The sequence below is a fragment of the Methylobacterium sp. WL64 genome, from assembly GCF_008039945.1.
In the GTDB taxonomy this organism is placed as follows: Bacteria; Pseudomonadota; Alphaproteobacteria; order Rhizobiales; family Beijerinckiaceae; genus Methylobacterium.
This window is the reverse complement of sequence record NZ_VRVA01000004.1, coordinates 22,524-36,895: the sequence shown is the minus strand read 5'-3', so window position 1 is coordinate 36,895 and position 14,372 is coordinate 22,524. Positions and strand designations below refer to the sequence as shown.

General features: G+C 70.0%; 10 protein-coding genes. 5 read left to right on the top strand and 5 right to left on the bottom strand.

Annotated features, from left to right (window positions below):
• Positions 1-129 precede the first annotated feature (129 nt).
• Positions 130-1,650: a formyl transferase gene (locus FV242_RS03355; protein WP_147937939.1), complete on the bottom strand. Its 1,521-nt coding sequence runs from the start codon at positions 1,648-1,650 to the stop codon at positions 130-132.
• A 256-nt stretch (positions 1,651-1,906) separates the two neighbouring features.
• On the opposite strand from FV242_RS03355, the gene FV242_RS03350 reads away from it, so the two are divergent.
• Positions 1,907-4,012, top strand: a complete 2,106-nt coding sequence (locus tag FV242_RS03350; protein ID WP_147937938.1) for an exopolysaccharide transport family protein — start codon at positions 1,907-1,909, stop codon at positions 4,010-4,012.
• Positions 4,009-5,313 (top strand): VpsF family polysaccharide biosynthesis protein, encoded by a 1,305-nt coding sequence (locus FV242_RS03345; RefSeq protein ID WP_147906285.1) that lies wholly within the window; start codon positions 4,009-4,011, stop codon positions 5,311-5,313. The genes FV242_RS03350 and FV242_RS03345 overlap by 4 nt, the downstream gene beginning before the upstream one ends.
• Before the next feature lie 7 nt (positions 5,314-5,320).
• Here the strand turns inward: FV242_RS03345 and FV242_RS03340 are convergent, their stop codons facing one another.
• Together FV242_RS03340 and FV242_RS03335 are read right to left on the bottom strand one after the other, a co-directional pair.
• Complete coding sequence (locus FV242_RS03340; RefSeq protein WP_147937937.1) at positions 5,321-6,565, bottom strand: glycoside hydrolase family 5 protein; 1,245 nt, start codon at positions 6,563-6,565, stop codon at positions 5,321-5,323.
• Positions 6,562-7,743: a DUF1972 domain-containing protein gene (locus FV242_RS03335; protein WP_147937936.1), complete on the bottom strand. Its 1,182-nt coding sequence runs from the start codon at positions 7,741-7,743 to the stop codon at positions 6,562-6,564. The genes FV242_RS03340 and FV242_RS03335 overlap by 4 nt, the downstream gene beginning before the upstream one ends.
• Before the next feature lie 258 nt (positions 7,744-8,001).
• Between FV242_RS03335 and FV242_RS03330 the strand changes: the two genes are divergently transcribed.
• From FV242_RS03330 to FV242_RS03320, 3 genes are all read left to right on the top strand, one after another.
• Positions 8,002-9,204, top strand: coding sequence for a glycosyltransferase family 4 protein (locus FV242_RS03330; RefSeq protein WP_147906299.1), 1,203 nt, complete (start codon positions 8,002-8,004; stop codon positions 9,202-9,204).
• A gap of 277 nt (positions 9,205-9,481) precedes the next feature.
• Complete coding sequence (locus FV242_RS03325; protein WP_147937935.1) at positions 9,482-10,471, top strand: sterol desaturase family protein; 990 nt, start codon at positions 9,482-9,484, stop codon at positions 10,469-10,471.
• A gap of 2 nt (positions 10,472-10,473) precedes the next feature.
• A complete protein-coding gene (locus tag FV242_RS03320) occupies positions 10,474-11,598 on the top strand; it encodes a GNAT family N-acetyltransferase (RefSeq protein WP_147937934.1) in 1,125 nt (374 codons plus the stop codon).
• 49 nt (positions 11,599-11,647) lie between these two features.
• Here the strand turns inward: FV242_RS03320 and FV242_RS03315 are convergent, their stop codons facing one another.
• A complete protein-coding gene (locus FV242_RS03315; protein WP_246692581.1) occupies positions 11,648-12,967 on the bottom strand; it encodes a hypothetical protein in 1,320 nt (439 codons plus the stop codon).
• 117 nt (positions 12,968-13,084) lie between these two features.
• Complete coding sequence (locus FV242_RS03310) at positions 13,085-14,242, bottom strand: aminotransferase class V-fold PLP-dependent enzyme (RefSeq protein WP_147937933.1); 1,158 nt, start codon at positions 14,240-14,242, stop codon at positions 13,085-13,087.
• Positions 14,243-14,372 lie beyond the last annotated feature (130 nt).

The window sequence follows — 14,372 nt, the reverse complement described above, 5'->3', positions numbered from 1 at the left end:
CAAGTTGCGTTATCCACCATCGAGGTAGGCAACAAGCGCCGGGACAGCGTTTTGACCCCTGAAGCCCTATTGCAACAGGCTGAACCCATGGGTTTGGGGGCTACCGACGCCGGCAACGCTGCGAAGCGATCAGGAACGGCCCGGCATCCGGATCCGAGGGGCTCGGGCCGAGCCGTCGATGCACTCGATGCCGCCACCCGAATTGACGGTGTGGAGCCGTGTCCCGGCCCAGGCCGGGCCTGGTTCGATGAGGCCGATCAGGGTCTGGGCGAACCCGTCCGGGTCCAGGCGATCGATCCGCGCCAGCCCGAGGGCGCGGCCGTAACCCGTGGCGCAGTCCTGGACCGGGCGGATCAGCTGGCCGCCGCGCTCGACAATGCGCCCGGCCGGCCGGGCGGTCGCAGGATCGATCAGGACCGGGTTGGCCGGATGCGGCGTGTAGGGACCCCGGAAATCGGGAGCCGACCAGAGGCACAGCGCGTCGTGGTAGGATCCGGAGCCGGCAGGCGCCTCGGTGGCGGCATCGCGCACGGTCGCGAACAGCCACCATCGGCCGCCGTGTTCGAGGAGCGTCGCATCGCTGGCGACCACGTCGGAGAGCAGCGTCGCCTCCTTGACCCAACCTCCGGGATAGCGGGTCGCCCGGTAGAGATCGACCCGGCCGGCCGCGGAACTCTCCGGGACCATCCAGACCGCCCCGTCACGCTCAAACACGAACGGATAGGAGAGATGATGGGGCTCCTCCAGCACCGGCACGGGCGTGCCCTCCGGGCCGTCCGGGCCGAACCGGACGGCTGAGATGATCGCCTTGCCGGTCGCGTGCGGAAATTCCTCGACGAAGACGTGCGTGCTCCCGGCGTAGGCGAGCGGGAACGGGTCGGCGTAGAAGCGGTGGCCGTCATCCGGCAGGTCGGTCCACCCGGTCTGGGGGTGACGCCCGAGGTCGATCAGGTCCGGTCCGTCGAGGTGCCGCCAGCCGCAGCGCCAGTGCGGAGCGCGATAGCAGAGATGGTACAGGCGGCGGATGACCGCGCCGGCCAGCATCCGCGCTGCGCGCGAACCGAGTTCGCTGCCCGGCAACGTCCGCTCGGGCCTCGGGGACGGCTCGGGCACGGCCGAGGGCGGAGCGCTGCGCCCGGCGGCGCGGCGAGCGGTTGCTGCGGCGATCAGGGTCACCGTCCGCGCCAGCGCGTCGTCGATGCCGGCGAGAAGGATGCCGGGCCGGTCGGTGCCGAGCCGGCCTTCGGCCTGAATGCGCCCATCCGCGATCAGCGTAGCCCGCGGGACGGCACCGGCCAGCAAGCTCGCCAGCAGGGCGTCGTCACCGCGCCGGCCGTCGAAGGCCAGATGCCAGATGCCGGGCCCGGCAGGTAGGTCACCGCACAGGTCGATCGTCAGATCGGGCCAGGCGTCTTGCCGCCGCCATCGGTCGAGGGCGGTCGGCGGCAGGCGCTCCGAGCCGATACGCGGCAGACGGTGGATCAGTGCCTCCAGCCGGAACAGCAGCTCGACCGTGTCGGGCCACCCGTTCGGGACCTGCGCGGCGTCGATGCTGACGGCGCGGATGCCGGGTGTCGCGGCGATTCGTTCCAACAGGGCGATCTGCCAGCGGCGTGGTTCGGCGCCGTCCAGGCGAACTCTCACATGCATGATGGAGCGCCCCTGCGCAGTGTAGCAGTCCGGCAGATCACGGCTGCGGCTACGACCTAATTCCCAAACCCTAACGGGACGGATAATCCTGGCGGCAGCAAACTTCGGTAGAGGGCGTTTACCAGACGCTGAGTAATCGGTGCGTGCGGCCACGACCCTCGGCAGTCTTGAGGGATTGTCAGCAGTCTGCGCGACACTTGCAGTGGGGGTGGAGCCCGCGAGGGACCGACCGAGTTCGAGACGATGGTGACCGATCGTGGCACAGATCGACCGTAACATTGCCGTGGCGAGCTGGCTCGCGCCGGTCCATCCGGCACAGCCGGAGCGGACGGGCCCGACCCGGCCCGACACCACCGCCGAGTTCGGCGACCTGTGGCGCATCCTGTGGCGGCGCAAGCGCACGGTGCTGACGACCGCCCTGGTGCTCGGGCTGCTGGTCCTCGCCTATGCTCTGATCACCCCGTCCCTCTACACCGCGACCGCGCAGATCCTGATCGACCCGCGCGACCGGCAGGTCGTCCTGAACGACGTCAATCCCGCCGCGCTGTCGCCGGACGGCGGCATCGCCCAGGTCGAGAGCCAGGTGAAAGTGATCGAATCCGACGCGGTCCTGGGCCGGGCCGTGACGCAGGCGCGCTTGGAGAGCGAGCCCGGGTTCGGCGCGGCTCAGGACGGTCTGGTCGCGCGCAGCATCGCCTCGCTCCGGGAGTTGGTGCTCGGTCCCAAGCCGGAGCGGCCGGTCGATGCGCGCGGCCGGGCGCTCGACCAGCTGCGGCGCAAGCTTGCGGTCAAGCGCGCCGACAAGGTGTTCGTGATCGACGTGGTCGTCACCACGGTGGATCCCGACCTGTCGGCCCGCATCGTCAACGCGATCGCGAGCGCCTACCTGGCCGACCAGACCGAGGCGCGCTCCGACGCCGCCAAGCGCGCCTCCGGCGACCTGCGCGGACGCCTCGACGAGCTGCGCAACGCGGTCAACGCCGCCGACAAGAAGCTCGAGGACTACAAGGCGCGCAACGGCCTGATCGCGTCGAGCGGTCGGCTCGTGAACGAGCAGCAGCTCACCGATTCCAACGCCCGTCTGGTGGCGGCGCGGGCCCGGACCGCCGAGGCGAAGGCGCGCCTTCAGGGTATCAAGGATGCGCGCGGCCAGGCAATCGGCTCCGGGGCGATGCCGGAGGCCGTCCAATCCTCGGCGGTCGACCGGCTGCGCGGCCAGTATGCCGAGCTCGCCGCCAAGGAAGCGGACCTGCGCACCAACCTCGGCGAGCGCCATCCCTACATCGCCGCCGTACGCACGCAGATGCAGGATGTCCGCCGCCTGATCGACGCCGAACTGAACCGCATCGCCGGCGCCGCCGAGACCGAGTACCAGCGCGCCCAGGCCAACGAGAAGTTGCTCGCAGCCGACCTGGAGCGGCTGCAGCGGCAATCGGCGGTGACCGCGCAATCCTCGGTTCAGCTGCGCGAGATGGAGCGGGAGGTCGAGGCGGCCCGCACCGTGTACAACACCTTCCTGGTGCGTACCCGCGAGATCAAGGAGCAGTCTGGGATCGACAGCTCGAATGCCCGCATCATCACATCGGCCCGGCCGCCGCAGGATGCGAGCTGGCCGCCGCGGCTGATCCTGGTCGCCGCCGCGCTGGCAGGCGGCCTCGGCCTCGGCGCCGGCCTCGCGCTGACCCGGGAATACCTGGAGCCGACGGTCCTGTCGTCGCGTCAACTGGAGCGGCTGTCGAACGCCCCCGTCGTCGCGGTGATCCCGGGCGTCCAGCCGGGCGGCGCCAGCACGGCAGCCGCGAGCTTCACCCTGGACCACCTCGCCACCACGGCGGGTACGCGGGGCCGCTCGCTGGCGCTGCTGGTGACGTCGGGCCAGGCCGAGGCGACCGAGCGCCGGGCGGTGATCGCGCTGCTCGCTTCTGTGGCCGTGGCACGCGGCGACCGCGTGCTGCTGATCGATGCCGATCTCCGAACCGACAGCGCCGGCACAGCCGGGCTCCTCGACGTGCTGCGCGGTGAGCAGAGCCTCAACGCTGTCACGCAGGTCGATGCGAAGACAGGTGCCCGGCGGATCGGACTCGGCGATACCCAGAAGCCGATCCGCGACGCGCTGGTCCCGACCAACATCGAGCGCTTTCTGGCCGGCGTGAAGGGCCGGTTCGAGCTGGTGCTCGTCGACGGCGGCGTTCTCTCCGAGAACCTGCGTCTCGGCCCGATCGCGGCGGCGGCGGACCGGCTGCTCCTAATCGTCTGCAACGGCGCCACCCGCCAGCGCGACCTGATCGACCTGGTCGACACCTCGGAAGCCCTGGGCCGGCCCGTCTCCGGCTCCCTGCTGCTCGACCGGCGTAGCGCGTGAGCACGGCGCGGCCCGCGGGCTTCGCGCACCGGCAGGCGGCGCGTTCAAGGCCGGACACGCGCCTGCGCGGCCTGGCGCGGCTCGAATCGATGGCCTTCATCCTGCTGACCGTGGTTCTGGTCGGCGTATCCGGCGGCCTGCTCTGGGCGCTCGGCCTCAACTACGACGGCATCAGTGGTTCGGCACCCGCGAAGATCCATCCGGCGACCTACATGGTCGTCGCCCTGGTCGGCTGGACGATGCTGCGCGCAGGCAACCCGGTGATCCCGGTCGCACAGGCCCTCAACCGCCGGCCGGCCTGCGTGCTGCTGGCCTTCTGCGGCGTGCTGCTGCTCATACTGATCGCGGCCCGCGGCGGCACGGGCTTAGCCGGCTCGATCGACACCTTCGTGCTGGCCGGGCTCGTCCCGATCCTGCTGATGGACCGGGATGCCGCGACGCTGCGGCGGATCGAGGCCGTCTTCCACCTGATGATGCTGGCCAACGCGCTGCTCGGCCTGTTCGAGTTCGCCAGCGGCCAGCGGTTCTTCCCGTTCCGGTTCGACGGCATGGCGTTCGAGACGGACACGCGCTCGGCCGCGCTCCAGGGCCACCCGCTGGTCAACGCGACGCTCACCGCCTGCTACATCCTGGCGCTCGCCAACGGCGGTGGCCGCCTGAACCCGGCGCTCCGGGCCGGAGTGATCGCCCTGCAGCTCGTCGCGCTGGTGACCTTCGGCGGCCGGTCGGCCACGGTGACGACCCTCGCGCTCGGCGGGGCGGTCGGCCTCTTCGCCCTGAACCGGACGCTGCGGAGCAACCGCATCCCCCTGATCGGGGCGGCCTGCGCGTGTTTCGTGCTGACGGCGCTGCCGGTGATGGTCGCGGTGCTGGCAGCAGTGGGGTTCTTCGACACGCTGCTCAGCCGTTTCGTCTCGGACGGCGGCAGCGCCCAGGCCCGGGTCGACATGCTGGCGATCTTCGATGCCGTCCCGTTCCGGCAGCTGCTGCTGGCGCCCGACCTCCTGCAGGTCAGCACCCTGCGGCGGATCTACGGCCTGGAATGGGGCATCGAGAACTCGATCGTTTCCGACGTGCTGTACCACGGCATCCTGGTGACGACGCTGCTGGTCGTGGCAGTGAGTCTCTATCTCACGGAGATCGCGCGCAACTGCCGACGCGGCGTCTGGCTGCCGATCCTTACCTTCGTGATCCTGGTCAACACCTTCGAGGGTCTGGCCGGCAAGACCACCATGCTGGCGAAGTTCGCCCTGATGCTGATCGTGCTGTTTCCGCCCAATTCCCTGCGCGCGCGGGCCTGACGGCCGCTCACGGCCGCGGCGTGAGACCCAGCGCGGCCACAAGGGCGGGATCGATCCTATGCGCGTCGTCCATCAGGCCGAGCCCGTCGAACAGGTTCCAGAACGACCAGCCGAAGCCCGCCTGCTCCGCCGCCCGCCGCACGTCGCCGAGATAGGCCGCGCGGTCGGGCGCCCGGGATGCGGTGTACCGGGCATCGGTGCGCAAAGCCCCGAACTCGCCCATCAGGATCTGCCGCGCCGGGATCCCGTAGAGGTCGGCCCAGGCCGCGACCGGGGCCAGCTCCTTCGCCAGGTAGGCCGGTCCCGGTTCGGCTGCGAAGTAGTCGCGCAGCTTCCCCTCGATCACCGCGCGGTCCCGGGCCTTCTCGGCCTCCGGGACCGCGCGGTCGGCAGCCATCCGCGCCCCGACCGCCGCCAGGGTTTCTGGCTGGCGCCCCGGGGTGCCGGGCCAGGGCACGGCGTTCAGCCAGCGATAGAACGGCTCTTCGGTGAGCCATGTCGCGCCCTGGTGGGAGAACAGGTACGGCTCGTAGAAGTGGAAGGTGTAGAGCAGCGGCGTGAACCGGGCGAGGGATTCCGGGTCGAGGACCGTCAGCCCGGAGACGAGGCTGCCGCAGGCGCCGGTCGCCACCAGGGTCAGGTCCGGCGCGGCGCCCCGCGCTGCGGTGAGGAGCCCGGCCTGGATCCGGTTCCAGGCCTCGGCCCCACAGCCCTGCGGCGGCTCGTTGACCGGCTCCAGCGCCACCCGCCCGATACCCTTCCGGACGCAGAGCCGGGCGAGGTCCGCGATGAGATCGCGATAGGCGGGGAACAGCGGCGCCGGGTCCGATCCGTAGAACGCGTCGGGCGTGTAATGATGCGTGGCGGCATTCGCCTGCACGTTGACGAGGACGCGCATCCCGGCAGCCAGCACGTCGTCGATCGCGGCCGAGAGCATGGCCATGAGGTCGGCCCGGCGCCCGCCCGTGAACGCCACGAACGGTCCGGGATCCAGGGGAAGCCGCGCGAAATCGAAGCCCAGCACGGCCAGCCGGCGCAGGTCGCCACGGGTCGGGGTCGGACGGTCGGCCTGGAACGGCGGCCAGGCGTAATCGATGCGCGGCGCCGGAAACTCCGTGGTCAGCGAGAACCAGGGCCACAGGGCGATGCCGCGGCGCAGCGGAAGCGGTTCGGCCACGGCCGCAGCCGGGAGCGGACCGGCGCCGGCGAGCGCGAGGCCGCCGGCCAGCACCGAGCGCCGGTTCGCGCTCACATGTGGGTCCCAACCGTCGCGCGAGCCGGGCTGGCGTCGATCCGGATCGGCGATGCGGCGAGCGCCGGGTAGCCGCCGACCCGGCGCAGCTCGCCTTCGTAGGCTGCCAGCACGTCGTCCCAGCGGAAGCTCTCGGCACGCACCCGCGCCGCCGCACCGGCCGCCGCGACCGCATCGTCGTCGGCGATCACGCGCTCGATGGCGGCGGCGCAGCTGTCCCCGTCCGTGAAGTAGAACTGACCATCGCCCGCGGTGTGGCGGTTGAAGGGATTGTCGTGGGCGATCACCGCGTTGCCGGCCCACAGCGCCTCGACCAGCGACGGGTTGGTGCCGCCGACCGTGTGGCCGTGAAGATAGGCGCGGGCGTGGACCCGGAGGCTCTGGACCAGTTCCGGCTCGTAGATCGCTCCCGGCATCAGCACCTCCAGTCCCGCGGCGTCCTCGACCGCACGGTGATAGGCATTGCCGACCTTCAACGTTCCGAGCACCACGAGCCGCATGCCCCGCGGCTTGCGTGAGAACGCCTCGACGAGCGTCAGGATGTTGTTGTCGGGCTCGATGCGGGCGATCGACACGAGGTAGCGACCCGCCGTGAGACCGAGCGGAGGCGGCCCGAGATCCGCCGGCGGCGGGTCGCCCCCGTAGGGAATCGTCGCGATGGCGCGCCGTGGGCGGCGATGGGCGAGATGGTCCGCAATCGCCGGATGGTCGGCCACGAGGCGCTGCGACGCCCAGGCGGCGATCCACTCGCTCAGGTAGAAGAACGTCCGGACCGGCAGCGACCATTTCGGCCGACGCCACTCGATCCCGTCCATGTTGGTCAGGATCCGGCCGCCGCGCACCCGCAGATAGGGCAGGAACGCCGCGCCGTTGTAGCCGAGCACGAGGCAGACGCCGCCCCGCGACGCCGCGTCCTTCACGCAGAACGCATCGAAGGCCAGCGTCGCGGCCGGGCCGCGCAGGGCGACCTCCACGGTGATCAGTTCGATGCCGTTCCAGGTTCGGGTCGAGATTCGGTCCCCCACCCGGTCGACCTCTGCCTGGCAATACACGCTCACGCGCCAGCCGCGACCCGCCAGATAGAGCGCGAGTCGTTCCGCGAAAGTCTCGAAGCCGCCATGGGCGGCCGGAATCCCGCGTGTCCCAAGAATAAGTAGTGTGGGCACATCAACGGGCACGGCTCTTCCTTTCTTGTCAGCGATTCATATTGTACGGAGACAGGAATAACGGTCGCCTAAACAGGCGATACAACTCACGGTTGTTATAGACTAATAAGTATTCATCTTATGGTAGATTTCTCGATACTCACGACATCTTCTAGCCCAGTCGGTGCTCACGGGGCATCGCATCCGTTCGCGTTTGGGCCGGAGACGGCACAGACTCTTCAGCGTGATGCATTCGCCGAGCCGGGCTCCGCCGGGACGACGCGCCGGTTCATATTCAGCCGCGACCGCGGCGATGCACCGGTCACCCGAATCACCTGCGTGCATCAGGGTTTCGAGCTCTACGGCTCGGATCGCTGCTTCATTGAGACAGTACGGACAATCCGGGCCGCCCATCCGAGCGCGCGGATCGACGTGGTTCTGCCCCGTAGCGGCCCGATCGTGGCGGCGCTCGAGCCCTATGCCAGCGCCATCGTGATCGAGCCCCTGTGGATTCTGCGGCGCAAGAACCTCGCCCGGCTCGCGACGCTCGGGATGATGGCGCTGCCCTTCGCGGTGGCCCGGGCGCTTCGGCGCATCCGCGACAGCGACCTCGTCTACGTCAACACGACCGTGGTGGCCGATTACCTGCTGGCCGCCCGCCTGCTGCCGGGGCGCAGCATCGTGCATGTGCACGAGATCCCGGAAGGCGCCGTGCTGAAGGTCCTGCGCGGGCTGATCCGCTGGAGCGGGGCCAACGTGGTCTTCAATTCGCGCGCCACCGAGCGCGCCTACACGCTGCCCCCGGAAGCCACGGCCCGGGTCGTCTATAACGGCATCGCGGGCCCGGCCGAGCCGAACGACCGGGATTACGACGGCACGCGTCCGCTGCGCGTGCTGATGCTCGGCCGGATCAGCCGGATCAAGGGCCAGGACGTCCTGGTCGAGGCGCTCGCCTCCCTGCCGGAAGCCGTTCGCAACCGGATCGACTTGCGGATCGTCGGAAGCGCCTTCGAGGATGCCGCGCGCGAGGAAGCCCTCGCCGCACGGATCGCCGAGACGGGTCTGTCGAAGCAGGTCACGCTCCAGCCGTTCGTGGACGATCCGTCCGCGCTCTACCGCTGGGCCGACGTGGTGACGATGCCGTCGCAGCGGCCCGAATCCCTGGGACGGGTCGCGATCGAGGCGATGTCCTACGGGGTGCCGCCGCTGGTGACCGACATCGGCGGACTTCCCGAGGTGGTCGCCGACGGCAAGACCGGCTGGATCGTGCCGCCGGGCGGTCCGCAGCCGATCGCCGATCTGCTGGCCCGCATCGCCACCGATCCAGCCAGCTGGCGCGGCTTCGGCGCCGCGGCGCGGGCGCGCTACGAGACCCTGTTCTCGGAAGCCTCGGCGGCCGAAGGGATCAACGGCATGGTTCGCGCGACCCTGCGGGGCGCGTTCAGTGCCGACAAGGCGGTGACGGCGGAACAGGCCCCGCGCCCGACGGCGTGAGCGGAGCCCGCGGGCTCAAGCGCTCGTCGGCGGACACCCGAGCCGGGCCAGCGATCATCCGTCGCGACCGATCTCCGGTGGACAATCGACGCCTCAGTCAGATTCGGTAAGTACCAGTCGTCGATAAAGCTCGACGGCCAGAACGTACGCGTTTTGGCGAATCTCGAAGCGTCGGATCGGGAGCGGTCATCCGCACCGTTCAAGCGTCGGACATTGCACGGTAGGGTCGGCGGTCCCCGCCGGCGAGCGGACCGGACCGGCGGAGGAACGCCTCGTCATGGATGTCGTCGGCTTCGTCACCCGGATCATCGACAGGGTCTCGGCAGAGAACCTCGTCGCCGCCGGCCTGCTGTTCGCGACCGCGTTCGGCTGCGCGCTGATCGCCTACTTGCGGACGGCCGAACGCTATTCGTTCACCGAGTTCTTCGAATTCGTGCTGCCGCACGAAGTGATGACGCACCCCTCCGCGCGGGCCGACCTGCTGTTCTACGTCACCCGCAAGGCGATCATGCCGTTCCTGCTGATCCCGGCCGGCGTGACCTTCGTGGTGGCGGTCGGCTACGCGACCAACCGGGTACTCGGCACCGTCTTCGGGATCGACCAGCCGGTCTTCGGTGATCCCGGACCCGTGACCGTGGTGCTGTTCACCCTCACGATGCTGCTGGCCTACGACCTGTCCTACTACCTCTACCACACGGCCCAGCACCGCTATCCGTTCCTGTGGGAGCTTCATAAGGTTCACCACTCCGCCGAGGTGATGGTCGGCATCACCAAGGACCGGGTCCACCCGCTCGACGAGCTGATGAATCGCGCCTGGGACGGGGTGATCCCCGGGATCTGCTTCGGGATCTGGAGCCTGCTCGCGCTCGACCCCGTCGAGCTGACGGTGTTCGGGATCAACGTCTACATCATGCGCAACATCCTGATGATGGACTTCGTGCGGCACACGCACTTCAAGATCTCGTTCGGCCGGCTCAACGCAGTCATCCTCTGCCCGCACTGGCACCAGCTTCACCACTCGACCGCGCCCCAGCATTACGACAAGAATTTCGGGCTGCTGTTCTCGTTCTGGGACCGTCTGTTCGGGACCCTTCACGTCCCGGATCCGAACGAGGATTTCACCTTCGGCCTCGTCGACCGCGACGTCGCCGACTATCAATCGCTGTCGGGGCTCTACGTGCTTCCGTTGAAAAAGATGGGCCGGCGGATCGTGCGGCAGGTCAGGCGCCTGCGCGGTATTCCGACCCAGCCTCGCTCGGGCGCTTGACCATGTCTCCTGAACGTTTCGAGATCGTCCGCTCCACCGACCGACTCGCGGCCGTCGGACCGGCCTGGACCGACCTGTGGACCCGCAGCAATGCCCTGGTGTTCCAGAGCCATGCCTGGATCTCGGCCTGGTGGGCGAGCGCCCCCGACCGCGATCGCCGGGCGCTGGCGATCGTGCTGGCGTGGCGGGGCGAGACCTTGGTCGGCGTGCTGCCGCTCGCAACGGTGCGGCGGAAGGGTTTTCGCGTGCTCGAATGGGCCGCCAAGGATTGCTCCGATTTCGGCGACGCCGTGCTGGCCGACCGCACGAATGCCGGGCTGGTGCGCCGGATGTGGCAGCAGGCCAGCCGGGACGGCGGATTCGATCTGGCCTATCTCAACCGCCTTCTGCCCGACGCTGCCGCGCGGGTGCTGCTCGCCCCCGCCACCGGGGGCGTCCGGCTGCGCCTGAACCACCGCGACGAGGCGAACTGGCGGGTGCGCGGCCCCTGGCCGACCGGGCAAGCCTGGTTCGACGCACAGTCGAAGAAGACCCGCCAGAACTACCGCCGCGGCCAGAAGACCATGGGCGAGCACGGGCCACTCACGTTCCGGCTGCTCGGCCCCGAGGAACCGCTCGGGCCGGTTCTCGACAGGCTGACCCAGTTCAAGCGGGCCTGGCTGGCAACCCACGACCTGCCCTCCACGGCGTTCTACGACGAGGGCTCGCAGGCCTTGCCCGCGATGGTCCAGGTGCTGGCCGCGACCGGGCTGCTGCACGCTTTCGTGCTCGAATGCGGCGGCGCCGTCGTCGCCGTCTCGATCAACTTCGTCCAGGCCGGGACGATGATGGCGTTCGTTACCACCTACGATCCGGCCTTCGAGCGCGGCTCGCCCGGCATGGTCCTGATGATGGATTACATCATGTGGTCGATCGACCGCGGGCTGCACACGGTCGACTTCCTGTGCGGCGACGAGGGCTTCAAGGGCCGCTTCGGCACGCAGTCCCTGACCCTGACCTCAATCATGGGCGGGCGCACCCCCCAGGGCGCGGCCGCACATCTTGTCGACCGCACACGGCACGCGTGGCAGCGGCGCTTCGGCAAGGACGGCGCCGCGGAAGGGGCGCCGACCGAGGCCGCGGCGTAACGGACTGACGCTTTCCGGGCGGACTGGAAGACACGACGTCCGCGACCCGTCAGGGCATCGCCGCCGCCAACCGCTGCCCCCGCGACAAGCTTCGGAACGCACCCATCGACCAGGCCAAAGTCGCGATCTCAGAGGCGAGGAGTCCAAGGAGCGCCGTGGCGGGGGGCAGCAGCAGGAGAAGCGGCACCATGAGGGCGAAGCCGAGGGTGGCGCTCGCCACGGCTCCCGCCGTGATCGTCCGGAAGGCCGCGGAGGCCTCTAGATAGGCACGGGGGATTGCGTAGAGCAGCGACACGGCCACCACGCTCCAGATGCCGAGGCCGATCCAACCCATGGGCTCACCGGTGAAGCGGCCCTTGAAGAGCACCTGCTCGATCAGCGGCAGGGTCGCGGCCATCACCAGCCCGTAGACCAGGCAGGCGCCGGCGATCAGCAGGACGTAGCGCGTGACGAGCCGGCGGGCGGCCTGAACCTGCCCGGCGGCTAGAAGGCCGCTGATCTCCGGCAGGACCATGTTCATCAGAGCGGCCGTGGGGATGCGCAGCGGCGCGTAGAGCACCAGCGTCGCGGCGATCGGCGCATAGGCGGCCGGGCCGGCCAGCAGGGCGAACAGGAGCGTCAGGCCCTGTCCCTGGACGGTGAGGCTGGTCACCCCGGCCAGCGACCACGCCAGGGTCCGCCAGATCGCCCGGTAACGCGCCCGGGCCCGTGCATGGAGCGAGAGTCTCAGACGCTCGCGCAGCGCTCCGTACGCCACCGCGATCGCGATGGCATGGGCCAGCGCGATAGCCAGGAAGGCCCGGTCCAGCAGCGCCGTACCCTCCTCGCCGCTGAGCCCTTGCCAGATGAACGCGGCGCCGCAAACAGCGTAGACGAGGTCGCTCAAGCCTGCGATCCGCGGCTTTCCACGGGCAAGCAGCACGATCCGTAGATAGCTGCGGAAGCCATAGAGACCCACGAACGCCCCCGCGGCCAGCGCGCCGAGACCGATCGCGGGGAGCAGCGCCACGCCGGTGGCGAACGCCATCAGCACGGAGACCAGGGCTGCGCCGGAGCCGAACATCACATCGTAGCCCAGTACCGCCGGCCGGCCGAGACTTCGGGTGAGGTGGAGCGTGGCCGGCACCGTCACCAAGGCGCGGATATAGGTGATGCCGACTGCGCCGACCGTGAACACGATCGCGAACAGCCCGTAATCGTGGGCGCCGAGTTCGCGCACCAGCAGGATGTTCAGCGCAAAGTGGAACAGGCTCTGGATCAGCTCGCCGGACAGGATCACGGCGAACCGTCCCGACAGGGCTGCGCGCACAGAGGCAGTCAGGCGTCGTCCGCGGGCCGGCATGGGAAGGGTGTCACCGGAGCGCGGCATGGGTCTCGACTGATGGTGGGGGCGCCGTCGTCCCGGGGGGCGATGGCCACGTCTCGGCTCCGGGAACACGGGGCAGCGGTCCGCACGGCATCCGCACGCCCGACGGAGGCACGGATTCTATCGGCCGGTCCAGTCCGTATTGTTCCGGGTCCCGTGCCCGAGCGCATCCGGAAGTGCGGCGAGACAGCGCGCGATATCGTCCGGGTCGGTCCAGACATGCGGGCTGAGGCGCAGTGCGCCCGAGCGCTCGCTCGCGTAGATCCGTGCCGCCTGCAGGCGATCCAGAAGCCCATCGGGCAGGCCGCCGGGGGCGCGAACGCCGAGGATGTGATCTGCGCGCAGATGCGGGGGCGCAACGGTGAGGCCGAGCGCCGTCACGCCCTCGGCGAGTCGACCGGTCAGGTCCCGAAGCCGCGCCGCGATGGCCGGGACGCCCCACCCGGCGGTGAGCTCGAGACCGGTCGCGGCCATGGAGAGGGCTACGGGATCGTTCAACTCGCCGCGGTCGTAGCGCCGGGCTCCGGTCGCCGACGTGCGATTTCCGATGTTGTCCTCGATCGGCCGGCCCTCCTGCCGATGGGGGGCCGCGTACAGGAACGCGACGCCGTAGGGGCCGAGCGCCCATTTGTAGGTCGGGAAGGCGAGGAAATCCGGCTGCCAGCGGCCCACGTCGACGGGCGTTGCGGCCACCGCCTGCGTCGCATCGATCACCAGGGCCGCCCCCGCCGCATGCACCGCCGGTGCGAGCCGGTCGAGGTCGATCAGGCTGCCGTCGGTCCAGTGCAGGGGTGTCAGGGTGGCGATGGCAAGCGGCTTGGCTGACGGCTTGTGGATCGCCGCCAGCAGGGCGGCGGTCCAGTCGCCGTCCGGCGGCCGGGGGACTTCCTCGACGGCCAGATCGTGCGCGGCCGCCAGCCGGTCGAAGGCGTAGCGCAGGGACGGGAACTCGTCGGCGACCCGCAGCAGGCGCCCGCCCCGCGCGGGAGCGAGGTTGTACGCGGCGGTCGCCATGGCGTGGCTCACCGAGCCGACGATCGCCACATCGTCCGCCCCCGCACCGATCAGGTGCGCCGCGGCTTCGCGGGCCCGCTCGGCGAGGGCCGGAAACGCCGTCCTGGGATGATCCCAAGGCCGGCTCTTGGTCAGGATGCCCGCCTCGCCGGCGGCCCGGACAACCCGCGGCAGCGGCGACCAGGCTGCGGCATCCAGGTAGCTGACGTCCGCCGGCACCTCGAACAGGTGGCGCAGACTGGCAATCGCTTCGATACGCGGCATGATGCAAGCGAGCGTAGAGGATCGGACGGGCAGCCGCCATCGTCCGGGCTTGATTGCTCAGCCCCGATGCCGCAAGCCGGCGGACCACAGCCCCGCGAGGCACCCGTGCCGACCCGCTTCCTGCCAACGA

Excerpts from the sequence above, each read along its gene's own strand:
- FV242_RS03320 (WP_147937934.1), top strand. The coding sequence starts at position 10,474 with ATGTCTCCTGAACGTTTCGAGATCGTCCGCTCCACCGACCGACTCGCG.
- FV242_RS03325 (WP_147937935.1), top strand. The coding sequence starts at position 9,482 with ATGGATGTCGTCGGCTTCGTCACCCGGATCATCGACAGGGTCTCGGCA.
- FV242_RS03355 (WP_147937939.1), bottom strand. The coding sequence starts at position 1,650 with ATGCATGTGAGAGTTCGCCTGGACGGCGCCGAACCACGCCGCTGGCAG.
- FV242_RS03310 (WP_147937933.1), bottom strand. The coding sequence starts at position 14,242 with ATGCCGCGTATCGAAGCGATTGCCAGTCTGCGCCACCTGTTCGAGGTG.
- FV242_RS03315 (WP_246692581.1), bottom strand. The coding sequence starts at position 12,967 with ATGCCGCGCTCCGGTGACACCCTTCCCATGCCGGCCCGCGGACGACGC.